The sequence below is a fragment of the Chromobacterium sp. CCUG 76385 genome (assembly GCF_059916625.1).
This window is the reverse complement of record NZ_JAUCGU010000001.1, coordinates 331904-355631: the sequence shown is the minus strand read 5'-3', so window position 1 is coordinate 355631 and position 23728 is coordinate 331904. Positions and strand designations below refer to the sequence as shown.

Here is a 23728-nt window from a genome sequence, read left to right as displayed (position 1 = left end):
TGACTCCCTAAGGTTGAATCAGCTTGGAAACCGCATCGAGCAGCTTGACCGGGTCGAACGGTTTGACAATCCAGGCCTTGGCGCCGGCCTCCTTGCCCTGCGCCTTCTTGTCGTCGCTGCCCTCTGTGGTCAGCATGATGACCGGCACAAACCTGGTGGCCGCGCCCTCCTTCAGTTTTTTCAGCAAGGTGATGCCATCCATCCCCGGCATATTGACGTCGGAAATGATCAGATTGACGCGGGTGCCGCCTAGCTTGGACAAGGCGTCGTTGCCGTCGCAGGCTTCGATCACGTCGTAGCCCGCGCCCTTCAGCGCGATGCTCACGGTGGCGCGGATGCTGGCGGCATCGTCGACAATCAGGATGGATTTGCCCATGGTTCTCTCCGGGAGGGGTCCGATATCAGGATTCTGTTTCAGAAGAAATCGACGTCTCCGCTGGAAGCGGCCGGCTTGCCGCCCTGGCCCTTATGCAGCGCCGCCTGCTCCAGCGTGGTGTAGGTCGATTCCAGCTGGCGCAGCCATTCCTGCGGCTTGATCGTCGGCGGCGGCATGCCGGCGCTGCGCGCCTGTCTGACGGCCTGCAGATGCGCCTGCATCCGTTCCAGATCGCTGGCCACATGTTGCACGATCTGGCTGACGCGATCCTGGAATTGCAGCGCGATCAGCGAGGCATGCAACTCGCGCTCTACCTGCGCGCCTTCCGTTTGCATTCTCTGATTGATCTGCGCCAGCTGCTCCGCGGCGGCGCTGAAGTCGCGCACCGATGCCTCCAGCAGGCCCAGCGCGTTATTGCCCTTATCCGAATCCTGCGAGCCCAAACTGGTGGTGGTCTGCCGCGTTTGCTCCAGCGCGCTGTTGATCTCCACCACTTTTTCCGCCATCTGCTTGCCGGTTTGCTCCGACTGCTGCGACAGCTTGCGCACTTCGTCCGCCACCACGGCGAAGCCGCGCCCGGCCTCGCCGGCGCGGGCCGCCTCGATGCTGGCATTCAGCGCCAGCAGATTGGTTTGATTGGAAATGCGGCCCACCTGATCGGCCATGCCCAGCAGTTCGCTGGAGAACGTCGCCAGCCGCGAGACTTCTTCCACCAGCTGCTGGCGGTGGCCGATGATTTCCGACAGCACCGCGGAGATTTCCCGGCTGCGCAGGCTGGCGTCGCGCACCATCTGGTCCAGGCTGTCGCTGCCGATGTCGTCAGACGAGGAGCGCGCCGCCTCTATGGTGGCATGCAGGCCATTGGCGATGGCGGTCAGCGTGCCGGCCAGCTGATTGCCGCCGCTGGCCGACTGCTCGATCACCAATTGCAGATTGCCGGCCCAGCGCTGCACAACCTGCTCCAGCAGCGCCAGGCTGTCGTCGTCCAGCGGCGCGGCGGCCTGAGGGTGGACAGCCTGCGCTGCGGGCAGGCCGGCGTCTGCCGGCACGAAGGGATAGAAAGCCAGCAAGGCCAAACTCGCCGCGCTTGCCAACAGCCATCCCAGCCATGGCGAGACAAACGCCGTCGCCAGGGCCGCCAGCGCGCACAACGCCGCCATGATGAGAAGAGGTTTTCCCCTGTTGTCCATGCGTCCCTGTCCCGACAGTCTGTCGGCCATGCCCGCCGCCTTCCCGAACATGTCCGCCTTGTTATGGAGTTCGCCGATCCGTCGATCAGCCATTCGCGAGACCCGCCATTGACGGCCTGTCTAAGTGAAAGTTGTCAGTCGGATAGTCAGATACTTGGTTTCACTTAAGTTGGCGCGCGAGGCGCTGTCAAGGCGCGAACGGCGCGCGCGGTTAATGCCATTCACGGCGCCGCCGCGTTCAGCATGCGGGCATAGCTGCCGTCCTGGCGCATTTCCGCCAACGCGGCGTCGAAGCGGTCCCGCAGGCCCGATAACGATGGTTTGCGGGAAAAGGCGATGTAGCTGGGAATATCTTCCACCGCTGGCCGCAACTCGCTGACCTGCGGCTCGGCATGGCGGCGCTTCAGAATGTCCCAGGCGCCCAGGCGGTTGCTGACGAGGATGTCGAACCGGTTGGCCAGCAGCATGTCGATATTCTGCTCGCCGCTGGCGGCGGTTTCGGCAATGCGGATGCGGCCCTGCTTCAGGGCTTGTTCGAAGGCGGCGCCGTAATTGACTGAACGAACCACGCCGAAGCGGTAGGCGCTCAGGCTGTCCAGCTTGCCGTCGAAACGAATGGCCTCGCCCTTGCGCACAAACAAGGAAACCGTCTGTTGCGCCAGCACCTGGCGGCTGTAGTCGAGCCGGGCTTCGCGCTCCGGGGTGCGGTACAGAGTGAAGATGGCGTCGGCCCGGCCGTCCTCCGCCATGGCCAGCGCCCGGCCCCAAGGATAGATGACAATATGGACCGGTTCGCCGATCCGGCGGAACGCCTCGCGCACGATATCCGCCACGAAGCCTTTGACTTCGGCGCCGTCCTGGTACTGATACGGCGGATATTGCAGCGTGACCAGCTCCAGAGGGCTGGCGGCCCAGGCCGGCAGCCCCGCAAGAAGCAGCAAGGTAATTGCAATTCTGAGCACGCGGCGGCCCCTAGCCAAAGCAAAACCGGAGCCCGCTCCCTGTGGAGGGGCCCCGGTCATCCGAGGCCGCGCGGGCGTCTATTCCCTGGTATAGACCAGCGGACCGCGCCGCGGGCATGGCTACATCAGGTTTTGCTCAGCCACATTCAGGTTCAGGTCTATCATCTGCTCGCTGCCGTCCTTGTGCTTCAGGTCCAGGCGTGCGCACTCGATGGCGTCCAAATAGGCCTCGGTGATGTCGCCGGTGATGTATTCGCCGTCGAAGCAGGAGCTTTCAAACAGGCTCAGCGCAGGGTTGACGCTGCGCACCGCGTCTTTCAGCGCCTCCAGGTCCTGATAGATCACCGCGTCGGCGCCGATCTCGCGCGCGATGTCCTGCTCGTCGCGGCCGGTGGCCAGCAGTTCGGCGCGCGTCGGCATGTCGATGCCGTAGACATTGGGGAAGCGCACCGCCGGCGCGGCGGAGGCGAAATACACATTCCTGGCGCCGGAATCGCGCGCCATCTGCACGATTTCCTTGGAGGTGGTGCCGCGCACGATGGAGTCGTCCACCAGCAGCACGTTGCGGCCGGCGAACTCCAGCGGCACCGGGTTCAGTTTCTGCCGCACGGATTTCTTGCGCACCGCCTGCCCCGGCATGATGAAGGTGCGGCCGATGTAGCGGTTCTTGATGAAGCCCTCGCGGTACGGCAGGCCCATGGCATTGGCCAGCTGCAGCGCGCTCTGGCGGCTGGAGTCCGGAATCGGAATCACCACGTCGATGTCCAGGCCGGGCAGATCGCGGCGGATTTTCTCCGCCAGCATCTCGCCCATATTCAGCCGCGATTGGTAAACCGACACGCCATCGATCACCGAATCCGGGCGGGCGAAGTACACGTACTCGAACAGACACGGCGTCAGGCGGGTATGCTCGGCGCACACCTGGCTGTGCATGTCGCCGTCGAAGGTAACATAGACGCACTCGCCCGGTTGCACATCGCGCAGCAGGGTAAAGCCGGAACAATCCAGCGCCACCGATTCCGAGGCGAACATGTACTCGGTCCGGCCGTTGACCTCGGTGCTGCCCATCACCAGCGGGCGGATGCCGTTCGGGTCGCGGAACGCCACCAAGCCATAGCCGGCGATCATCGCCACCACGGCGTAAGCGCCGCGCACGCGGCGATGCACCGCCCCCACCGCGCCGAACACCGCGTCCACCGTCAGCTCCGGCCCCTTGACGCGTTGCGCCAACTCATGCGCGAACACGTTCAGCAGCACCTCGGAGTCCGAATTGGTGTTGATGTGGCGCAGGTCGTGGCGGAACATGTCCGCCTTCAGCTCATCGGTATTGGTCAGGTTGCCGTTGTGCGCCAGCACCAGGCCAAACGGCGAATTGACGTAGAACGGCTGCGCCTCGGCCAGGCAGGAGGCCGAGCCGGCGGTTGGATAACGCACATGGGCGATGCCGGCATTGCCCAGCAGCGAGCGCATATTGCGGGTGCGGAATACATCGCGCACCATGCCGCTGCCCTTGTGCATGTGAAAGGTCTTGCCATTGGCGGTAACGATACCGGCCGCGTCCTGTCCGCGGTGTTGCAGCACTTGCAGACCGTCGTACAGCAGCTGATTGACCGGAGACTGACCGACCACGCCTAGAATTCCACACATCTTTAATGCCCTCTATCCAACTACCTGAAATCAAGACAAGACAAAGAAAAAGGCGGATTCTTGAAGTGAAGATATCAAGATATTCCGCCTTTTCCACCTAACTGTCCGGCGCCAGGCCGGGTGAGTCGTAGTGCAGGTTGTTCGCCATTGTCGGCGGCAACCATGGCCTTAATGACAAGGCCAAAGATTCGAATGGCGCCGAGAGCACGGCGTTCCTCCACATGGGTTTCTGCGGCAGGCTGCTCAGCCCGCCCAGCAATACCATCGCCGTCACCAGCGCCACGCCGCGCGCCAGGCCGAACATGCCGCCCAACAGCCGGTTGATCGCGCCCAGCCCTATGCTGTCCACCAGGCCGGTCAGGGTCACGCGCAGCAGCGCCGTGGCCAGCCATACCACGAAGAATACCAGCAGAAAGCCAGCCACCATGCGCACGCCCTCGCCCGGCAGGCTGGCCGGCAGAAACGCCTCCACCACCGGCGAGAACTGCTTGGCGCACCAGAAGGCGATCAGCCAGGAACCCAGCGACAGCACTTCGGCGATCAGCCCGCGCATCAGCGCCATCAGCACCGATCCGGCGACGATGGCTATTGCGATATAGTCGAAGGCGGTCATGGCGGCTACTTATTGATGATGATGCCGTTGATGCCGGCGTGCGCCAGCTTCTGCAGCGCCTGCTGCGCCTCGGCCTGGCTGGCGAAGGGGCCGACGCGCACCCGCGTCACTTCGCCCTTGCTGGTCTGCACCTTGGAAAAGTGCGCGGTCACGCCGATGGCGGACAACTTGCCGCGCAAGGCGTCGACTTTGGCCTGGTCGGACAAGGCCGCCAGCTGGATCACGGATTTTCCGCGCGCCGGCTCGCTCTTGGCGGCATGGACGTCGGGATCGAAACGGCCTTCCAGAATCGCCGCTGGGTCCGCCTGGCGCGGTTTGCTTTCCGCTTTGGGCGCTTCCGGCTTGCGCTCGGGCTTGGCTTCCGGTTTGGCCGTCTGCGGCTTGGGTTCGGCTTTGGGGGCTGGCGCCGCGGCGGCTGGCGCGGGCTTCTCAACCGGCGGCGTCGGCGCGGTAATGGTGGACAGATTGGCCGGCAGTTCGGTGGTTGCCGCCGCGGCCGGCGCGGCCTCCGCCGCCGCTTGCGAGGCGGCATGCTTGACCGCTGCCGCCGGCGCGGACGCCGCGGGCTCGGAGGCGGCGCCCATGATTTCGATCGATTCGGGCTTCATCTGCTGTTCCGGCAGATGGCCCACCACCTTCCACAGTACGGCGGTGGCGATGGAAACCAATACAACCGCGCCCACCAGACGCCGGCGGGCGCGCTTTCTCAATAGAATCAGTTCATCTTGGCTGGACAGTGCCATGCATTCCTCAAACCCGGTGACGCCGAGCCGCTTCCACCTCGGCTACGGTGTGGAAAGACCCGAAAACGACGATTCTATCATTGTCGCCGGCTTGCGATAAGGCGGCCTTCCATGCGTCCGCCACGGTGTCGTAGGCTTTGACGTTGGCAATGCCGGCTTGCGCCAGCGCGGCGGCGATGGCTGCCCCGCTCTGGCCGCGCGGCATGTCCAGCCCCGCCACCAGCCAGTGGTCGAATTCGCCGCGCGCCAGCTCGATCACGGCGGCCATGTCTTTATCGGCCAGCATGGAGAACACGGCGTAGCGGTTCTCGGCATACGGCAGCTGCTTCAGCGCCGCCGCCATCGCCTTGACCGCGTGCGGATTGTGGCCCACGTCCAGCACCACGGCCGGGCGGCCCGGCAGCACCTGGAAGCGCCCCGGCCACTCCACTTCGACCAGGCCCTGCTTGACCGCGCCTATGCCTACCGGCAGCCTGTCCTTGATCGCTTCCAGCACGGCCAGCGCGCCGCAGGCGTTGACCAGCTGGTAGCCGCCGCGCAGCGCCGGAATCGGCAACGCGTGGCGGGCGTGCTCGCCATGGCGGAACGACCATTGATTGTCCATGCGGGTAAAGCCGAAATCGCGGCCATACAAGCGCAAGTCGGCGCCGATGGCGGCGGCGTGGTCGAGCAAGCGCCGCGGCGGCCCGGGATCGACGCAGATGGCCGGCTTGCCGGCGCGGTAGATGCCGGCCTTCTCGAAGCCGATGTCCTCGCGGTTGTCGCCGAGGATGGCCTGGTGGTCCAGATCGACGCTGACCACGATGGACACGTCCGGCTCGAAGATATTGACCGCGTCCAGCCGGCCGCCCAGGCCCACTTCCAGGATGATCACATCGACTTTTTCGGCGACGAAGCTATGCACCGCGGCCAGGGTGCCGAATTCGAAATACGTCAGCGTGGTGTCGCCGCGGGCGGCGTCTATCGCCTCGAAGCTGGCGATGATGCGCGCGTCGCTGGCCGGCTTGAGATCGATGGCGATGCGTTCGTTGTATTGCAAGATATGCGGCGAGGTGTAGGCGCCCACCTTGAAGCCTGCCGCATGGAACATGCTGGACAGCATGGCGCAGGTGGAACCCTTGCCATTGGTGCCAGCCACCATGATCACCGGGCAAGCGGGCTTCAGGTTCATCGCGTCGCGGACGCGCGCGACGCGCTCCAGGCCCATGTCTATCGCGCTGAGGTGCAGGCTTTCCTGCCAGCGCAGCCAGTCGTCCAGGGTCTTTTTTGTGGTCATGGCGTGGATTCCGTTTGATCGCTAGGCTGCGGCGGCTCGAACCACAGCAAGTACACTCTGAGCAGGCGGCGGGCCTCCGCGTCGGCCGAGTCGGGCCACAGCATCACGCTGCGGCGCTTGCCCGCCACCTTGAGGTTCAGCACCGTCAGGACCGGCGTGACGAAGCAGTCGTCCAGCACCTCCGCCTCTTGCCGCAAGCCGGGCAGGCACAGAAACAGCCTGCCGCGCGGGTCGATTTCCAGCCGCTGCGGCGCATCGCCCCGCCACCAGCCATTGGCACGCGCCGCGCGCCAGGCCAGCCAGGCCGCGAGCGGCAGACTGAAGAAATAGCGCGCCGGCAGATACCAAGCCAGCAGCAAGGCATAGCCGGCCAAGGCGCCAAGCACCAGGCCCAGCCACAACCGGGACGGCCGCAGCGCCACAGCGAATGGCTGCAACAGCGATCGGTCCCGGCGCATCGAAATTACAGCTCGCTGGCCGGGCTGTTGGTGATGTCGGCGTCGACGCTGTCCAGCACCATGGAATGGATCTCGACATCGAACCATTCCCAGAATGCCTTCAGCGACAGATCCTGCGGCCAGTGGCTTTCATCCTCATCCCAGGACGCCAGCTCCATCTTGAACAGCTGCTCGCAGATCTCGTCGATGTGGGCGACGCCTTCTTCCGGCTCAATGAACTCCGGCAGCAGCACGGCGGTGCAGTCGCTGCGCAGGCTGTCCAGCGACAGATCCACCATATCGGTGTCCGGCAGCTGGTTCAGCCAATCCAGAAACGGTTGCTTCGGTTTGATGACGGCAACGGCGCGGTCGACGAAATACATGATGCGGCCTTTCTGGCAATGATGATTCGGCGCGCATTGTATCAGTCCGGCCGCGGCTAGGCGACCCATCCGCCAATAGGGGCTACGTGGTAAACTCCCCGGTATTTTCCTCATTCCGCAAGACACACAGAATATGGCCCTGATTACCGTCGAGAAAGCCTGCCTGGCTTTCGGACACCACGCGCTGCTGGACAACGTAGACTTCGCTCTGGAGCCGGGCGAGGCGGTCGGCCTGATCGGCCGCAACGGCGCGGGCAAATCCTCCCTGCTCAAGGGCATTGCCGGCGCGGTGGCGCTGGACGATGGCCGCATCAACATCAAGGGCGACGTCAAGGTGGCCTACGTGCCGCAAGAGCCGGAATTCAACCCCGAGCACAGCGTGTTCGAAGCCGTGGCCGAAGGCCTGGGCGATCTGAAGGCGCTGCTGACCGAATACCACCAGGTCACCCAGCACCTGACGCAAGCCAATGCCGGCCACGAAGAAGCGCTGGCGCGGATGGAAACCATCCAGCACCAACTGGAGGCGCGCGGCGGCTGGCAGTTCGACGCGCTGATTTCGTCCACGCTGAGCCACCTGGGGCTGAACCCGGACGTCCGTATCGGCGAGCTGTCCGGCGGCTGGAAAAAGCGCGTGGCGCTGGCCCGCGCCCTGGCCTCCAAGCCGGACGTGCTGCTCTTGGACGAGCCGACCAACCACCTGGACGTCTCCGCCATCGAATGGCTGGAAGGCCTGATCAAGAACTTCCCCGGCAGCGTGCTGCTGATCACCCACGACCGCCGCTTCCTGGACAACGTCGCCAGCCGCATCGTGGAGCTGGACCGCGGCATCCTGCGCAGCTATCCGGGCAGCTTCTCCGCCTACCAGACGCGCAAGACGGAAGAGCTGGCCATAGAAGAAGAGCAAAACCGCATTTTCGACAAATTCCACGCCCAGGAAGAAGTGTGGATACGCAAGGGCATCGAGGCGCGCCGCACCCGCAACGAAGGCCGGGTGCGCCGGCTGGAAGCCATCCGCCGCGAGCGCAACTCCCGCCGCGAGCGCGTCGGCCAGGTCAACTTCCAGCTGGACGCCGGCGAACGCTCCGGCAAGCTGGTGGCGGAGCTGGAACACGTCAGCAAAGGTTTCGAAGGCCGCACGCTGATCCGCGACTTCACCACCCGCATCCTGCGCGGCGACAAGATCGGCCTGATCGGGCCGAACGGCGCCGGCAAAACCACCCTGCTGAAGCTGATCCTGGGCGAGTTGCAGCCGGACGCCGGCGCGGTGAAGCAAGGCACCAAGCTGGAAATCGCCTACTTCGACCAGTTCCGCGAACAACTGGACGAGGAAACCAGCGTGGCCGACATCATCAGCCAGGGCAACGACTTCGTCGAAATCGGCGGCGTGAAGAAACACGTGATGAGCTATCTGGAAGATTTCCTGTTCTCGCCGCAACGCGCGCGCAGCCCGGTGAAGTCCCTGTCCGGCGGCGAGCGCAACCGCCTGCTGCTGGCCCGCCTGTTCACCCGCCCGGCCAATGTGCTGGTGCTGGACGAGCCGACCAACGATCTGGACATCGACACGCTGGAATTGCTGGAGGACGTGATCGCCCAGTATTCCGGCACCGTATTCCTGGTCAGCCACGACCGGGCCTTCCTCGACAATGTCGTCACCCAGGTCATCGCATTCGAAGGCGACGGCCGGCTGGAAGAGTATCCGGGCGGCTATCAGGACTGGCTGGACGCCAAACGGCGCATGGCGGAACTGGCGCCGGCCGAAAAAGCCAAGGAGCCGGCCCCGGCGGCGGCGGCGCGCCAGGACAAGCCCAAGGCCGCGCGCAGCAAACTGTCGTACAACGAAACCCGCGAACTGGCCGCCCTGCCGGACCAGATCAGCGCGCTGGAAGCGGAGCAGGCCGATCTGAACCAGCGGCTGCTGGACCCCAACTGCTACCGCGACGCGCCTAAGGAAGCGGTGGCCTGGCAGCAACGCATCGAGGAAATCGACGAACTGCTGCTGGAGAAACTGGCGCGCTGGGAGGAACTGGAGGCCGCCCAGCAACGCGCCCGCTAAACGGGTCCGCCGCCAAACAGAAACGCCCTGCCGGCTCATGCCGTCAGGGCGTTTCGCTTGGCGTGTCATTTTTCCGGCCCTACGCCGGGCAGTCCCGGCAAGGAAAACGGTTATCCGCGAAGCGGATGCAAAGCCCAAAAAATCGTGAACACGTTCTCAGATGTCTTTATTCTTGCGGGCGGCCGCCTTGCCTTCCGGCGGCAGCTCAAAGCCAAACAGGCTGGCGGTGCGGCCCATCTGCGACTGGCAGGCGATCAGCAGCGCGCGGTTGATCGCTTCCTTCTTGCTGACGCCCCACCACTCTATCATCTTGTCCAAGGACTTCTGCGCCTCTCGGCTCAGCTCCACCGTCACCGACAGCTCCTGCAGCCGGTTGCGCCTGAGCTCCCGGCTGCGCCGCTTGCGTTCCGCAACCGTCATCGCGCGCTCGCCCAGCGGCTTGCGGCCAGGTTTCTTCTGGACGCCGCCTATCAGGTCGAAAGTGTAATGATCGCAAGGGTCTTTCATTGATGGGTGACGGGTCACGGCTTGAGCAAGGCGCGCAAGAATACCATAAAGACGGCGTTTGCGCAGGCGCGCCGCCCGGCGCGCAATCCGCTGTAATTTTTACGCCAAAGTCGTAGCGGCTATGCAACAGTGCATGTACACAACATCTTGTGCCGCCCCAATCCGTGGCACCCTCAACTAGCTAACCGCCATCTTTCTGCAATTTCCTGACCCCCTCATCCAGCGCCGATTTTTTGCAGAAAAATTTCGATGGCCCGCAAAGCCAATAACGGCGCGGTTTTCCGTCTTTCGGCACAAAGTCAAGACTTGAACTACGTCAGTCCCACCACTAGAATTTGGGCAGTCCTAGCGCTGCTGACGGTATATATTGTGTTTACCCACAGCTCGCACACAGCTTTTCAACAGATTTGTCCACAAGCCGACCTGCCCGCCAAGAAGCAGCGCGGCCGGACTTAAACTTCTCTTTATCGAGGGATACATGCAACTGACCACCTTTGAAGGGCAAACCGCCGCAGAACTCGGCCGCGCCGCCGCGCCGCAAGCCGACTTCAGCCTGTACAAGACCATCCGTCGCAATGGCGCGGTGGTGCCGTTCGAACCCGTCAAAATCTCCATCGCCATGACCAAGGCCTTCCTGGCCGTCATGGGCCAACAGGGCGCCACGTCGGCCAGCATCCGCGACAAAGTGGCGCAATTGACGGAACAGGTGGTCAACGCCCTGATGCGCCGCAAGCCGGAAGGCGGCGCCATCCATATCGAAGACATCCAGGACCAGGTTGAACTGTCGCTGATGCGCTTTGGCGAGCACGACGTGGCCCGCGCCTATGTGCTGTACCGCGAACAGCGCACGCAAGAGCGCGCCGCCCGCGGCGAGGCGCTGACCAGCGTGCAGATCAACGTGCTGCGCAAGGACGGCCGCAAGCTGCCGCTGGACGTGGCCCGCCTGCGCGCCAATATCGAAGCCGCCAGCAAGAACCTGGTCGGCATCGATGTGGACGCCATCCTGGCCGAAACCCTGAAGAACATCTACGACGGCGTGCCGGAAGAAGAAGTGGGCAAGTCCGCCATCCTGGCCGCCCGCTCCATGATCGAGCAAGACCCGGCCTACGATTACGTCACCGCCCGCCTGCTGATGGGCAACATCCGCCTGGAAATCCTGGGCGAAGCCGTCAGCCAGGACGAAATGGGCGCGCAGTACCCGGCCTACTTCGCCGACTTCATCAAGAAGGGCATCGCCGCCGAACTGCTGGACGAAAAACTGGCCGAGTTCGACCTGAAGAAACTGGGCGCCGCGCTGGACGCCGAACGCGACCTGCAATTCGGCTACCTGGGCCTGCAAACCCTGTACGACCGCTACTTCCTGCACGTGGACGGCACCCGCATCGAAATGCCGCAGGCCTTCTACATGCGCGTGGCCATGGGCCTGGCGCTGAACGAAGTGCACCGCGAAGACCGCGCCATCGAGTTCTACAAGGTGCTGTCCAGCTTCGACTTCATGTCGTCCACGCCCACGCTGTTCAACGCCGGCACCCGCCGCAGCCAGCTGTCCAGCTGCTACCTGACCACCATCGCCGATGACCTGGACGGCATCTACGAAGGCATCAAGGAAAACGCCCTGCTGTCCAAGTTCGCCGGCGGCCTGGGCAACGACTGGACCCCGGTGCGCGCCATGGGCAGCCACATCAAGGGCACCAACGGCAAATCGCAAGGCGTAGTGCCGTTCCTGAAAGTGGTCAACGACACCGCCGTGGCGGTGAACCAGGGGGGCAAGCGCAAGGGCGCGGTGTGCGCCTATCTGGAAACCTGGCACGCCGACATCGAAGAATTCCTCGAGCTGCGCAAGAACACCGGCGACGACCGCCGCCGCACCCACGACATGAACACCGCCAACTGGATTCCGGACCTGTTCATGAAGCGCGTGATGGAAGGCGGCGAGTGGAGCCTGTTCTCCCCGTCGGAAACCCCGGACCTTCACGACCTGTACGGCCAAGCCTTTGAAAAAGCCTACACCGCCTACGAAGCCAAGGGCGAGCGCGGCGAACTCAAGGTCTACAAGCGTATCCCGGCCCTGAGCCTGTGGCGCAAGATGCTGACCATGCTGTTTGAAACCGGCCACCCGTGGATCACCTTCAAAGACCCGTGCAACATCCGCAGCCCGCAGCAGCACCTGGGCGTGGTGCACAGCTCCAACCTGTGCACCGAGATCACGCTGAACACCAATGAAGACGAAATCGCCGTCTGCAACCTGGGTTCGGTCAACCTGGCCGCGCACCTGCAAGCCGATGGCAGCCTGGACAGCGAAAAGCTGCAGCGCACCATCCGCATCGCCCTGCGCATGCTGGACAACGTGATCGACATCAACTTCTACCCGGTGAAGAAGGCGCGCAACTCCAACCTGAAGCACCGCCCGGTAGGCATGGGCGTGATGGGCTTCCAGGACTGCCTGCACATCAAGCGCATTCCGTACGGCTCCAACGCCGCCGTGGAATTTGCCGACGAATCGATGGAAATGGTGGCCTACTACGCCTACTTGGCCTCCACCGAGCTGGCGGAAGAACGCGGCCGCTACCCGTCGTACAGCGGCAGCCTGTGGGACCGCGGCGTGCTGCCGCACGACAGCATCAACCTGCTGGCGGCGGAGCGCGGCGGCTACCTGGAAGTGGACCGCACCGAGCGCATGGACTGGAACAAGCTGCGCGAGCGCATCAAGCAGTTCGGCATGCGCAACAGCAACTGCCTGGCCATCGCCCCGACCGCGACCATCGCCAACATCATCGGCGTGTCCGCCTCCATCGAGCCGACGTACCAGAACCTGTTCGTCAAGTCCAACCTGTCCGGCGAATTCACCGTCACCAACGAATACCTGGTGCGCGACCTGAAGGCCGCCGGCCTGTGGGACGAAGTGATGGTGGCCGACCTGAAGTACTTCGACGGCAGCCTGGGCCAGATCGACCGCGTGCCGGCCGAGCTGAAAGCCATCTACGCCACCGCCTTCGAGCTGGACCCGCGCTGGCTGGTGGAAGCGGCCTCCCGCCGCCAGAAGTGGATCGACCAGGCCCAGTCGCTGAACCTGTACCTGGCCGGCGCTTCCGGCAAGAAGCTGGACGAGCTGTACAAGCACGCCTGGCTGCGCGGCCTGAAGACCACCTACTACCTGCGCACCCTGGCCGCCACCAGCGCCGAGAAATCCACCGGCCGCGGCGGCGAGCTGAACGCCGTATCCAGCCAGGCGCCGGCCGCGCCGGTGGACACCACCCCGGCCACCGACGCCAAGTTCTGCAGCATCGACAACCCCGATTGCGAATCCTGCCAATAAGGCTGTTTTCGTAGGGCGGAAGCCCCCTTGGGGGGCGTTCCGCCTAGTCGGAGCATCAGATTGAAGCCTCCAAAAGAGGCGTTCCGCCAACCGGCGGACCCATCTTCAAGCCGCTTGCCAGCAGGCGGTTTCTGGATGTGAAAGCAAGACGGTAAGCAGCAGCAAAAGCAGCAGACCCATAACCGCGACGAGAACGCCTATGAGCCTGGAAGCCTTTTTCAAGCACTACCGCAACAGCTACTCCCGCCTGGACGCGGCCGGCATGGCCAGCCACTTCACGGTGCCGTTCACCGCCATCCACCAGGGCGAGCTGACCGGCTGGCAGGACATGCCGTCCTTGCTCGACACCACCGCTGCCCTGCTGGCGTGGTACCGCAGCCAGGGATTTGAAAGCGCCAGCCACCGGTTGGTCAATGTGATGGCCATGGGCCACGGCGTGGCCACCGCGCTGGTGGCCTGGACCGTGCAGCGCACGCAGGGCCGCCAGCCCTGGCGCTACCACACCGGCTACCACCTGAAGCAGGTGAACGGCGTCTGGAAGATTTACGGCCTGGTGCAGTACGACACCGAGCCGGAGCAGCAAACCTTAGCGACGAAGGCAGCGTCGCCCGCGCACAGCGCCGGATAGCGCTGGCAGCCCCAAGCCGTGGCAGCGGCACAGCAACAGGCAGCGCCTGAGGAGAGACAGATGCAGACATTTGAAAACATCGGCATTACCGGACTTTGCGAAGACAAATCGCACAACCCGGACAAGCAGTTCCTGTTGTTCAACATGTACCTGCAGCTGAGCCACACGCCGCCGCACGAATGGAAAGACTACTTCGCCGAATCCCGCCGCCTGCCGCGCGCCGCCGTCTGGCGCAAGGTATGGGTGGAAGGCGATTGCCTGGTGGTGTACTGCCAGCCGGAAGAGTTGCAGCAGGAAATCGAAACGCTGAAGGAAGACATCGCCTTCGCCAACCGGCAATACCGCCAGCTGCAACAGCTGCGCGAGCTGCGCCGGCAGCAGGAACAGATGGAGCAGGAAGAAGCCAGCGAGCGCCGCCTCATCCGCCAGCTGGCGGAACAACTGCGCTTCTAAACCGGGAGACCCCATGAGCGCCACTGCCTACTGCCTGCTGCGCCAAAGCGCCGGCGGCCGCCGCATCGCCGTCCAAGACGTTGGCTCCGCCGCCTGTTTCGTCCAGGCCCAGCCCGCGCCGGACACCCCGCTGCAGCCGGGCCAAGCCAGCGTCGTCGCCGTCAGCCAGCTGCGCCAGCCGCAGGCTGCGCCGCAACGCCCCCAATACGCAGTGAAAACCGCATAAAACCAAGCGCCGCGCCCCGCGCGGCAAGAAACCAGAAATCAGGAGCACCCATGTTGAATTTCGAAGACACCCTCCCCACCCCGGCCGCCGCCGCCTCCTCCATGGACGCCCATGGCACCGGCCGCGTCAATGTGGTGGACAAGAAGGTGATCAACGGCACCACCGACGTCAACCAGCTGGTCCCTTTCAAGCACAAATGGGCTTGGGAAAAGTACCTGGCGCAATGCGCCAACCACTGGATGCCGCAGGAAGTGAACATGCAGCGCGACATCGAACAGTGGAAAACCGGCCAGCTCACCGAAGACGAGATGCGCATCGTCAAGCGCAACCTTGGCTTCTTCGTCACCGCCGACTCCCTGGCCGCCAACAACATCGTGCTGGGCACCTACCGCCAGATCACCAGCCCGGAATGCCGCCAGTTCCTGCTGCGCCAGGCCTTTGACGAAGCCATCCACACCCACGCCTACCAGTACATCGTGGAAAGCCTGGGCCTGGACGAAGGCGAAGTGTTCAACGCCTATCACGAGATCAAGTCCATCCGCGACAAGGACGAATTCCTGATCCCGTTCATCGACGTGCTGTGCAATCCGGAATTCAAGACCGGCACCGTGGAAAACGACCAGAAGCTGCTCAAGTCTCTGATCGTGTTCGCCTGCATCATGGAAGGCCTGTTCTTCTACGTCGGCTTCGTGCAAATCCTGGCCCTGGGCCGCCAGAACAAGATGACCGGCGCCGCCGAGCAGTACCAGTACATCCTGCGCGACGAGTCCATGCACTGCAACTTCGGCATCGACCTGATCAACACCATCAAGCTGGAAAACCCGCTGCTGTGGACCGATAGCTTCAAGGCGGAAGTGACCGAGCTGTTCAAGCAAGCGGTGGAGCTGGAATACGCCTACGCCGAGGACACCATGCCGCGCGGCGTGCTGGGCCTGAACGCCAGCATGTTCAAGGAATACCTGCGCTTCATCGCCAACCGCCGCATGCAGCAGATTGGCCTGGATCAGCTGTTCCCGGGCGTGAACAACCCCTTCCCGTGGATGAGCGAGATGATTGACTTGAAGAAGGAGAAGAACTTCTTTGAGACCCGTGTGACGGAGTATCAGACTGGCGGGGCGTTGAGCTGGGATTGATTTGATATGCGTTGATTGTTACAAGCCAAAGGTGCGTAACGTGCCTTTGGCAAAAGTAAATGAAAGAAGAAAAATGATACTGGAAATATTGGACACTTCCGAAAAAACAGTCTCCCTTACTGTCGGCCTAATAACAATCTTTGGCATTGCCGGATATAAGTTTCATAAAAACAAACAACATCAAGCGCAAAACCAGAGCCAAAACCAGAGTCAGAGCCAGAGCCAGAGCCAGAGCCAGAGTCAAAACCAAAGCCAAAGCCAAATTGTAAATTTAAATATACACCCCCTTGCTGAAGAGAAAGATGCCTGCATAGAAACATTAAAAGTAACAAAAAAATACTATTTATCGACGATGATAAGTCTTTCAAAATAATAGATATTTTGAAAAAAATGGGTTGGTGTCACGCTAAAATTATAAAAGATATAAACTCTTTGGAAGATGGAAATCTTACAGCTGCACATGTGGTTTTTGTTGACATCCAAGGCGTAGGAAAGCTACTCCATTTCTCAGACGAAGGACTCGGACTTGCTCAAGCAATAAAAAGGCGTCATCCTGAGAAAAAATTGATTATATACTCGGCACAAGAAACAGGTGCCAGATTCCACGAAGCCCTTAACATGGCCGACTATGCACTCCCCAAAACTGCAGAACCAATAAGGTTTGAAGAGGTAATCATTAAGGTTTTATCCAAATGAAGGAAATAAGATACTGCATAGTAAAAATACCATCCGGTGAAGTGATATTGAATCAAATAACATCGAGTGAGCTAGCACAAGTATCATCAAAGGACCTAAAAAACGGAGCTATTGAATCCATAAAAATCGGAGGCAATCAGGCAAAATTCCACAAAATTTGTAACGGCATGTATGAAATTTCCTGCATAAGTTACAGTGCCGACGTATTAAAAAGTTCAAAAATTATAAGAAACCAAGCGCTTTTAATGCTAGAACTCGCCCCTAGATTAGAAAACGATTTAAAAATCATCAAAGAACAAGCCACCGATCACGCACAAAGATTAATACACAATCTCAAAAGCTTGACTGCAAAAATCACTCAAGAAGTTTACTACATTGCTCTTCAGCATGAGTTAATAAAGAACCCAAAACAATCAATAGAATTCACGGAAAAACAAGTTAAACAAAATCCGCTTGAGGCAGCTCAGGCATTAATAAAAATACTAAAATATGCTACAGCACAAAAAACAGAATTCTCTGCCTTCCAGAAATTAAATGGTAACATCGAGGGCATAAAAAAGGAATGCCATTCCGTACACAAAGTATTGATGAACATATTATACCTTTTCTTTCAAGATTTTACTGACAAAGGGGTATTTGTAAGTCTTGAAAAGAGTGATGCGCACGCTTTTTTTGATTACGAATCTGTACACGTTTGCATTTTTCACATTATAGAAAATGCAACAAAATATATAAAACAGCACACCCCTCTCGATATTTATATAAAGCAAGAAAATAACGAGACATCAATAACATTTGACATGACAAGCCTCACAATCCAGCCAGGTGAGGAAGAGAAAATTTTCCTTGAAGGATTTTCAGGTCACGCTGCAATCCAAAGCATGCGAAATGGATCCGGCATAGGTCTTTACATTTCAAGAAAGATGTCCGAGCTTAATGATGGAAGCTTAAGGCTAATAAATAACAAACCGACTCAGCCTATAGAGTACAGTAGAAATAAGTTTATTTTAACGCTAAGCAATAAGAAATAACCCTGACTAACACTTACCGCGTACACCGGATGTCGCTCATTACACATCGCGGCGGAACGCCTCAGCAATGAGGCTTCCGCCCTACATCTGTCGCGTAGGGCGGAAGCGCCGATTTCATCGGGGCGTTCCGCCGAACATGCAAGCACAATAGCTTGGATGAACGGGGTAAGTCTGTTTTGGCCGCGCTACCAAGCCAAGCGTTAAGCACGCAGATTCAGCTAGTACCATTGAAAATCGAAACTTCGCGGGTCTCGCCCAGCCGGCGAGGTTCTTTCTTTTGCTTCGCCAAAAGAAAGAACCCAAAGAAAAGGCGACCCGGGGCGCTTCGATACCCCGTCCAAAATGACGCGCCCCAGGCGCTGCCAAACTCGCGCAGTGTCAAACAAGCAGCAACTTAAAATCTTTAGGCAGGTTATAAAACGGTTTTGTTGCATAAATGAAATTTATTGCGCTTTTTGTCTGATAAGTTACTGAAAGTTGCCGAAATATAAACGCAACTTTTTACAAAAACATAGTGATTTCTTGGCATATTTTTGATTTATGCAAAAAAGCCTTATAAAACTGATAGTGCCAAAATAAATGTTTTTCACCAAAATAAAATCCAGAACAGATGGAGCAGCACAAATGCAATTCCAAACTGAAGAAAACTATTCAATAGAAGAAGCAAAAGCCATTTCAAAATCAGATGACAAATCCCTTATTTGCAAAATGCTAACCAGCCTGTCCAGCATCAATGACTTTGAGTGGACTCAAAGTTTCCTTTTGACACATATTGGTGATGAAGATTTAGATATAAATAGGTGTGCTATTTATGGGCTTGCAGGATTGGCACGCAATTTAGGCAAGATTGATGAAATGAAATTTCAGCAAGCAATATTAGACATTCCCGCCAAGTACGCGCAAGAGCTCGCAGGTGTCATTCAAGATGCTCTTGATGACTTCGCCATTTACACTCAGCACGGTAGGTTGGGCTAAGCTTGTGGAGCCCAACCTACCGTGGGCTTGAAACACAACCCATTGGATGGATATGATATTTTGAAATCCGTTTCGCGGATAATGTTTGACATGCCGGTTCCGCCTTGCGGCCATAGGCCGCCCCTATAGCGCTGCGAAACCCCGCCTTTCAAACCAGCCTCGGGGAGCTGCCGGAACTAGCGGGGCGCTACCGTCGCCCCGCGCCGAACAACCGGCAGCTTAAAACCCCGAGTCTGATTCGAAAGCCGGCTTGCGTCGAAGGGGGCTGATAAATTGATTCGATTCTAATTTCCATGCTTGATAATAATTAGGTAGATCCTATTTCCTTTAGGCACACCGCCACCCACTGGGAATAATTTGATGCGATTTAAGAATGCAGCTTTTGCCTTGTTAATACTTACACAATTGCTCACTCCACTTCTAGCGGCTACGAAAAATACCTTGTCTGATGCGGATAAGGCTGGAAATGAGCTCAAAAAGATGAGCCTTTCTCCAAAAGGTTCTCCAGAGACATCTATTCAAGGCTGCACATCAGACAATGCGTTCTGTGTCGAACTGGTTTATCAAAAAGACAATATTCCTCCTATTCTAAAAATTACCCATATTTATGGGGAAGAGAGTAATGCCAGCTTTGAACTAAAAGAGTTTTCATCAGAAACCATGAATACAAGTCTTACCCTTTGGCCTCACATGCTGAGTTTGATTGATGCTAAGCAGGGTTTGATAGTTGGCATTGAGGAAGATGTGCAAGCAATGTATTCTGGAGGAGGAGCAAATGCCAGCACTCTTCATTTGCTGCACCTATATCCAGCAAGCAATGGCGTGAAGATTCGAGAAGTGCTAGCACTACCCACTTATGGCAGTGTACTAATACGAGCGTGTTTTTCCGAACAGGATTACAAACAAAGGCGCGGCGCTTGTCATGATGAATACGAATTCAAAAGTAAGCTTTACTTGTACAAGCAGCAAGATGCCGGATTCCCAAAATTGATCTTTCAAACTCTCGCCACCAGCTTTCCCGGACATGTTTCTCGCCTTACTGACTCTCTGGCTAGCCCACCTCTAAAAAAGAAAGACCTAGTAAAAGTGGTAGACCCAGAATGCACTTTCCATCGCATTTTCAGCATTGATCTTGTAACTGGAGTCTACATTCCCAATAAAGAACTACCCGCGTGTGAAAATTATACAGTGCCATGACTGCATAGCGGACCACATAGGAAGTAGGCTCGGAAAATCAACGATTTTTCCTATAAAGACAACGCACAAGATGATGAAATACGCTTTATTCTCGCTAGCTTGCTTGGTCACATTCCCTGCCATTGCCGGAACTGCCAGAAACCAGGATGTAGAAAAATTAGTCGAGGCAGCAGACTTGTGCGATCACTTCTTGGGAGAGATCGGCGGACCAGGCTCCCCCAAGGAACAGAAACAACTGGTAAACAAGGCGAATCACTACTGCGATATCGCCAAGCGTCAGTTCAAGAAAGTCGATGCCAAGTACAAAGCCGATAAAGATGTTCAGGCCATCTTGGAAGACTACCGCGACGAACTGGCCGATTAACTGAAAGGCCCGCGATTGCGGGCCTTTTCCATTCGTCCATAGTCAACTGCGAAACCTGCCCATTCGGTCGGGACAGTGAAAGCCCTGCCCCAGCCTTCTACGCGTAAAATCGCCAGATGGTGCTCAACACACCTCCGTTAGCGGTGGCCCACGCCCGAAAGCCGTGGTTGTTCAACACGCCCATGCATTGCATTCCACTCGCGCCCTTGCACTCGCAATGCTTGGTCGGGCAAAGCCGTTTGGAGACATCGCTATGGATGCTCGTCTTGTGTTTGTCGTCTCTATCTCCCCTCCCCTTATTCACCCTCCCCGTCGCCTATCGCGTGCTTTGTTGCGCCTGCGCGCCGCGTATCGGCTTGCGTTTTTGGCGGCGCGGTTTGCGCGTTGGATTGGGGAGGCTCGGCCATGAATGCGGCTATCGATCAGCAGGTGAACACGCCGCTGCGGCTGGATTTCGCCAAGGGCTTGGCCATGCGGGTGCTGCGGCGGCCGGAGGGGTTTTGGCTGGTGGCCGCGGAGGTGGCGGCGTCCATGAAGCTGGAGGTGAAGGATTTGCTAAAGGCCCTGGGCGAGCCATTGGGGCGGCCCTTGCGGCTGGCGGATGAGGCGGAGCCGGTGCTGTGCTTGTCTGAAGGCGAGCTGGACGACGTGTTCCGCCGCATCAGGAAACCGGGCGCGCGGCGGCTGCGGCGCTGGTGGCTGGAGGAAACCCGCCCGGCCTTGCTGCAGGAGGCCGGCGCGGCCAGTACGGCGGAAACCCTGCGCCTGGCGCTGGCCCTCGCCGCGGAGGCCGCGCAGCAGGTCAGCCGCGCGGTGATGGAGGCGGTGCTGCGCGAGCCAGGCACTTGGCAGCATTCGCGCTGGGTGGTGGCGCTGGATTACGCACCCAACAACAAGCAGCGCTGGCCGCACGGCAGGTTGATCGGCCTCAATAGCAGCGTTTCCACCCTCAGCGCCATGGCGGAGCTGATCGCCCCGCCCGGCAAGATGCCCGCCACCAGCGCGGAGCTGCTCAAACTGGCCACCGCCTGCCAACTGCGCTTGGCGGAACGGATTGGGCGAATGGCCGAGTAATAGAACTCAAGCCAGCTGCTCATCATGGGTGGCTGGCTTGTTCTTTTCAAAACCGGCACCGGATAGTCACTCATTAATCCTGATCTTTTTGCCAGTTCTCACCTGCATCTTCACCATACGACACCCTGCTTTCTCGCCTGCTTTTACTCCTAAAGTTCATCCGAGACTTGGATTTGACAGGTCTGGAACCTGCCTCATGCGAGCAAATCCCTAGCTCAATAGGCGAATCGACCAATCTGATGGCCTCTCAGTATGTATATTTTTATCCATACTTTCCCACCCAGAACAGAAAAATTACACACTTGCTGCCCTGGTCTGTAGTGCAAAAGAAAAACACCAAAAACAATCTATCAACAAAAACTCTTACCCACGAATAAAAATGCTAACCATCCAGGGCGTTTTCACAAAATAAATCCATATTTATTTCGCAAATTTTCTTTAATCATTTCGTAAAGCAGGCTGCCGGTTGATTTGCAAAGAAGGCCTGGCTCGTGCAAATACATATAAATAGATCAGGACTCACCTGTACGACATGTCAGGTTTTTATTTAATCGATACGACGGTATCATTTTCAGGCAGACGCTACTAACGAATGATAACTTTACTGAAACAATCCAATTAAAACCATTCCAGTAAGAAGCAAACCCATTTACGTTGCACAAAAGGAAAAATAAGTTGCAAAGCCATTCCTCAATGACGGAAGCTATTTTGTCTGCTCTGAACAATTCGGGCGCAAATAGTGATCAATGCATCTGCATAATCGAAGAAAGCGGCGAAGAGAAACGAATCTCCCATTTCGAGTTAGCGCAACGTGCATTGGCCATAGCCGCAGGGCTGCGCGATCTGGGCGCCACTCGCGGCGATCTCGTCATACTGGCTTTGCCGGCATCCATCGATCATCTATTGCTGCAAACGGGCTGTACCCTATTGGGTGCCCTCCCCTGCACCGTGCCGCTGCCGGGCCGGATGCAGGCTGACGCTTCGCGCTCTCAAATCCATATCGCCAGCCGTTTGTTTTCTCCCCGCTTGCTGATCAGCAAGCCAGCTCATGCCGAGAGCTTGCGTCTTCAGTTAACGGGCCAGCCCGTGCGGGTGATCACCACCGAAGAAGTGGAACAGGCAGCCGCTGCCGCCAACCCGCTTCAACTTTTTTACCCCTCGCCCGACGATGCCCATCATGTGCAGCTGACGTCTGGCTCTACCGGCCATCCGAAAGCAGCCGTATTGAGTCACCGCAACGTCGTCGATAACGTGCGCGGCATAGGCGGCGCAGTGGCTTATGATCCGGCTCGCGGCGACGCCACCGCCTCCTGGCTTCCCTTGTATCACGACATGGGCCTGGTGACCTTGCTCTCCAATCTGTACTACCAAGCTCCGCTCTTGCTGATGCAGCCGGCTGGATTCATCCGCAATCCTCTGGGCTGGCTCAAGCGCATCGCCGCTTTCGGCGCCACCACCACGGCGACTCCAACCTTTGGCCTGCAATACTGCGTGCGCCGCTATCGCGCCGCTTCCATGCAGGGGATTGATCTGAGCAAGCTGCGCAATATTTTCATCGGGGCGGAGCGCGTCGATCAGGCTTGCCTCCTAGAGTTCGCCCGCGTCTTCGAAGCGCATGGTTTGTCGCGCTCGGCCCTGCAACCCTGTTACGGCATGGCGGAAACCACGCTGGCCGCCACCATGCACGACGCAACCGTCCATTACGACCGCGAGGCCTTCTCATATCTGATCGCGGACCGGATCGATTCCAATATGCTGACCCATTTCTCCACAGCCCATCCCGCCAGCGAGCATACCCATGCCGCGGACACGATCCTGGCCATGGGCAAACCGATACCGGGCATGGAGCTGCGCGTGATCGCCTCATCGGGCAACGAAGCCGCCGAGCGGCAGGTTGGCGAAATCCAGCTGCGCGGCAGCTCGCTGATGTCGCGCTACTTGCCGGCCGAGGGCCAAGAGGTGCCTTACCAGCCTGGCGAGTGGTTCGCCACCGGCGATCTCGGCTACCTGGCAGGCGGCCAATTATTCGTGCTGGGCAGGCAGAAGGAAATCATCATCATCCGCGGCAGCAACTATTTCCCACACGAAATAGAAGACCTTCTGGCCTCTCATCCGCGGCTGTTCGCTAGCGGCGCGATTGTTGCCACCGGCATTTACGACGAGACCCAAGCTACCGAAAACCTGATCGTGCTGATCGAGTTCGAAGGCGAAGAAGTCAAAGCCACATTGCGCGCCGAACTACAGAACATGCTGCGCGAACGCTTTGGCTTTGGCGCGCATGCAATCGTTTTCGTCGCGAACGGCAGCTTGCCGCGCACCACTAGCGGCAAGCTGCAAAGACTGCAGTGCCGGAATATTTATATCGAACATGCCTTGCGCGGCATAGACGAAGAACCGGCCATGGCCTGACCGCGCGCCTTCTGCTCGCTCCTATTCCTCCCACATAAC

General features: G+C 59.0%; 24 protein-coding genes. 14 read left to right on the top strand and 10 right to left on the bottom strand.

All coding sequences use genetic code 11. From position 1 onward, the window contains the following. Window positions 1-7: 7 nt before the first annotated feature. From QUG01_RS01625 to QUG01_RS01585, 9 genes are all read right to left on the bottom strand, one after another. Window positions 8-376, bottom strand: a complete 369-nt coding sequence (locus tag QUG01_RS01625) for a response regulator (protein WP_500828592.1) — start codon at window positions 374-376, stop codon at window positions 8-10. Window positions 377-414: 38 nt separating this feature from the next. Further along, window positions 415-1536: a methyl-accepting chemotaxis protein gene (locus QUG01_RS01620; RefSeq protein ID WP_500828591.1), complete on the bottom strand. Its 1122-nt coding sequence runs from the start codon at window positions 1534-1536 to the stop codon at window positions 415-417. Between the two features lie 251 nt (window positions 1537-1787). Then, window positions 1788-2528 carry a substrate-binding periplasmic protein gene (locus QUG01_RS01615; RefSeq protein ID WP_500828590.1) on the bottom strand — a complete coding sequence of 247 codons (741 nt, stop codon included), beginning with the start codon at window positions 2526-2528 and terminating at the stop codon, window positions 1788-1790. Between the two features lie 120 nt (window positions 2529-2648). Further along, the gene (gene purF, locus QUG01_RS01610; RefSeq protein ID WP_500828589.1) at window positions 2649-4175 is read right to left on the bottom strand and encodes an amidophosphoribosyltransferase; all 1527 of its coding nucleotides are present in this window, start codon (window positions 4173-4175) and stop codon (window positions 2649-2651) included. Between the two features lie 97 nt (window positions 4176-4272). Next, window positions 4273-4788 carry a CvpA family protein gene (locus QUG01_RS01605; RefSeq protein WP_440029545.1) on the bottom strand — a complete coding sequence of 172 codons (516 nt, stop codon included), beginning with the start codon at window positions 4786-4788 and terminating at the stop codon, window positions 4273-4275. A gap of 5 nt (window positions 4789-4793) precedes the next feature. Next, window positions 4794-5531, bottom strand: coding sequence for an SPOR domain-containing protein (locus tag QUG01_RS01600; protein ID WP_500828588.1), 738 nt, complete (start codon window positions 5529-5531; stop codon window positions 4794-4796). A 7-nt stretch (window positions 5532-5538) separates the two neighbouring features. Further along, on the bottom strand, window positions 5539-6807 hold the full coding sequence (gene folC / locus QUG01_RS01595; protein WP_500828587.1) for a bifunctional tetrahydrofolate synthase/dihydrofolate synthase: 1269 nt from the start codon (window positions 6805-6807) through the stop codon (window positions 5539-5541). Beyond that, complete coding sequence (locus tag QUG01_RS01590) at window positions 6804-7244, bottom strand: protein YgfX (protein WP_500828586.1); 441 nt, start codon at window positions 7242-7244, stop codon at window positions 6804-6806. The genes folC and QUG01_RS01590 overlap by 4 nt, the downstream gene beginning before the upstream one ends. Before the next feature lie 26 nt (window positions 7245-7270). Beyond that, window positions 7271-7627, bottom strand: coding sequence for a hypothetical protein (locus tag QUG01_RS01585; protein WP_103321700.1), 357 nt, complete (start codon window positions 7625-7627; stop codon window positions 7271-7273). A gap of 133 nt (window positions 7628-7760) precedes the next feature. Between QUG01_RS01585 and QUG01_RS01580 the strand changes: the two genes are divergently transcribed. Next, a complete protein-coding gene (locus tag QUG01_RS01580) occupies window positions 7761-9680 on the top strand; it encodes an ATP-binding cassette domain-containing protein (RefSeq protein ID WP_500828585.1) in 1920 nt (639 codons plus the stop codon). A gap of 156 nt (window positions 9681-9836) precedes the next feature. Here the strand turns inward: QUG01_RS01580 and QUG01_RS01575 are convergent, their stop codons facing one another. Next, a complete protein-coding gene (locus QUG01_RS01575; protein WP_199154747.1) occupies window positions 9837-10187 on the bottom strand; it encodes a hypothetical protein in 351 nt (116 codons plus the stop codon). Between the two features lie 478 nt (window positions 10188-10665). On the opposite strand from QUG01_RS01575, the gene QUG01_RS01570 reads away from it, so the two are divergent. The 13 genes from QUG01_RS01570 (at window position 10666) to QUG01_RS01510 (ending at window position 23689) form a co-directional block, all read left to right on the top strand. Next, window positions 10666-13503, top strand: coding sequence for a ribonucleoside-diphosphate reductase subunit alpha (locus tag QUG01_RS01570; RefSeq protein WP_500828584.1), 2838 nt, complete (start codon window positions 10666-10668; stop codon window positions 13501-13503). A 199-nt stretch (window positions 13504-13702) separates the two neighbouring features. Beyond that, window positions 13703-14131, top strand: coding sequence for a DUF6841 family protein (locus tag QUG01_RS01565; RefSeq protein ID WP_500828583.1), 429 nt, complete (start codon window positions 13703-13705; stop codon window positions 14129-14131). A gap of 60 nt (window positions 14132-14191) precedes the next feature. Continuing rightward, complete coding sequence (locus QUG01_RS01560) at window positions 14192-14584, top strand: hypothetical protein (protein ID WP_500828582.1); 393 nt, start codon at window positions 14192-14194, stop codon at window positions 14582-14584. Between the two features lie 13 nt (window positions 14585-14597). Further along, window positions 14598-14810: a hypothetical protein gene (locus QUG01_RS01555; RefSeq protein WP_103321666.1), complete on the top strand. Its 213-nt coding sequence runs from the start codon at window positions 14598-14600 to the stop codon at window positions 14808-14810. Window positions 14811-14860: 50 nt separating this feature from the next. Beyond that, entirely contained in the window at window positions 14861-15943 is a 1083-nt protein-coding gene (locus QUG01_RS01550; RefSeq protein WP_500828581.1) for a ribonucleotide-diphosphate reductase subunit beta, read from the top strand. Between the two features lie 40 nt (window positions 15944-15983). Next, entirely contained in the window at window positions 15984-16316 is a 333-nt protein-coding gene (locus QUG01_RS01545; RefSeq protein WP_500828580.1) for a hypothetical protein, read from the top strand. Between the two features lie 8 nt (window positions 16317-16324). Then, entirely contained in the window at window positions 16325-16639 is a 315-nt protein-coding gene (locus tag QUG01_RS01540) for a hypothetical protein (RefSeq protein WP_500828579.1), read from the top strand. Beyond that, entirely contained in the window at window positions 16636-17670 is a 1035-nt protein-coding gene (locus QUG01_RS01535) for a sensor histidine kinase (RefSeq protein ID WP_500828578.1), read from the top strand. The genes QUG01_RS01540 and QUG01_RS01535 overlap by 4 nt, the downstream gene beginning before the upstream one ends. Before the next feature lie 579 nt (window positions 17671-18249). Continuing rightward, window positions 18250-18645: a hypothetical protein gene (locus QUG01_RS01530; RefSeq protein ID WP_500828577.1), complete on the top strand. Its 396-nt coding sequence runs from the start codon at window positions 18250-18252 to the stop codon at window positions 18643-18645. A 360-nt stretch (window positions 18646-19005) separates the two neighbouring features. Further along, window positions 19006-19842: a hypothetical protein gene (locus QUG01_RS01525; RefSeq protein ID WP_500828576.1), complete on the top strand. Its 837-nt coding sequence runs from the start codon at window positions 19006-19008 to the stop codon at window positions 19840-19842. Window positions 19843-19912: 70 nt separating this feature from the next. After that, window positions 19913-20206 carry a hypothetical protein gene (locus tag QUG01_RS01520; RefSeq protein WP_500828575.1) on the top strand — a complete coding sequence of 98 codons (294 nt, stop codon included), beginning with the start codon at window positions 19913-19915 and terminating at the stop codon, window positions 20204-20206. A gap of 405 nt (window positions 20207-20611) precedes the next feature. Beyond that, entirely contained in the window at window positions 20612-21280 is a 669-nt protein-coding gene (locus tag QUG01_RS01515; protein ID WP_500828574.1) for a BRO-N domain-containing protein, read from the top strand. A gap of 675 nt (window positions 21281-21955) precedes the next feature. Continuing rightward, window positions 21956-23689 (top strand): AMP-binding protein, encoded by a 1734-nt coding sequence (locus QUG01_RS01510; RefSeq protein ID WP_500828573.1) that lies wholly within the window; start codon window positions 21956-21958, stop codon window positions 23687-23689. Window positions 23690-23728 lie beyond the last annotated feature (39 nt).

Bases quoted from the DNA above. Each gene is read 5' to 3' on its own strand.
- QUG01_RS01580 (WP_500828585.1), top strand. From the start codon at position 7,761: ATGGCCCTGATTACCGTCGAGAAAGCCTGCCTGGCTTTCGGACACCAC.
- QUG01_RS01515 (WP_500828574.1), top strand. From the start codon at position 20,612: ATGAATGCGGCTATCGATCAGCAGGTGAACACGCCGCTGCGGCTGGAT.
- QUG01_RS01530 (WP_500828577.1), top strand. From the start codon at position 18,250: ATGTTTTTCACCAAAATAAAATCCAGAACAGATGGAGCAGCACAAATG.
- QUG01_RS01605 (WP_440029545.1), bottom strand. From the start codon at position 4,788: ATGACCGCCTTCGACTATATCGCAATAGCCATCGTCGCCGGATCGGTG.
- QUG01_RS01555 (WP_103321666.1), top strand. From the start codon at position 14,598: ATGAGCGCCACTGCCTACTGCCTGCTGCGCCAAAGCGCCGGCGGCCGC.
- QUG01_RS01585 (WP_103321700.1), bottom strand. From the start codon at position 7,627: ATGTATTTCGTCGACCGCGCCGTTGCCGTCATCAAACCGAAGCAACCG.
- QUG01_RS01520 (WP_500828575.1), top strand. From the start codon at position 19,913: ATGATGAAATACGCTTTATTCTCGCTAGCTTGCTTGGTCACATTCCCT.
- QUG01_RS01535 (WP_500828578.1), top strand. From the start codon at position 16,636: ATGAAGGAAATAAGATACTGCATAGTAAAAATACCATCCGGTGAAGTG.
- QUG01_RS01525 (WP_500828576.1), top strand. From the start codon at position 19,006: ATGCGATTTAAGAATGCAGCTTTTGCCTTGTTAATACTTACACAATTG.
- QUG01_RS01550 (WP_500828581.1), top strand. From the start codon at position 14,861: ATGTTGAATTTCGAAGACACCCTCCCCACCCCGGCCGCCGCCGCCTCC.
- QUG01_RS01570 (WP_500828584.1), top strand. From the start codon at position 10,666: ATGCAACTGACCACCTTTGAAGGGCAAACCGCCGCAGAACTCGGCCGC.
- QUG01_RS01620 (WP_500828591.1), bottom strand. From the start codon at position 1,536: ATGGCGGCGTTGTGCGCGCTGGCGGCCCTGGCGACGGCGTTTGTCTCG.
- folC (WP_500828587.1), bottom strand. From the start codon at position 6,807: ATGACCACAAAAAAGACCCTGGACGACTGGCTGCGCTGGCAGGAAAGC.
- purF (WP_500828589.1), bottom strand. From the start codon at position 4,175: ATGTGTGGAATTCTAGGCGTGGTCGGTCAGTCTCCGGTCAATCAGCTG.
- QUG01_RS01560 (WP_500828582.1), top strand. From the start codon at position 14,192: ATGCAGACATTTGAAAACATCGGCATTACCGGACTTTGCGAAGACAAA.
- QUG01_RS01565 (WP_500828583.1), top strand. From the start codon at position 13,703: ATGAGCCTGGAAGCCTTTTTCAAGCACTACCGCAACAGCTACTCCCGC.
- QUG01_RS01575 (WP_199154747.1), bottom strand. From the start codon at position 10,187: ATGAAAGACCCTTGCGATCATTACACTTTCGACCTGATAGGCGGCGTC.
- QUG01_RS01625 (WP_500828592.1), bottom strand. From the start codon at position 376: ATGGGCAAATCCATCCTGATTGTCGACGATGCCGCCAGCATCCGCGCC.
- QUG01_RS01600 (WP_500828588.1), bottom strand. From the start codon at position 5,531: ATGGCACTGTCCAGCCAAGATGAACTGATTCTATTGAGAAAGCGCGCC.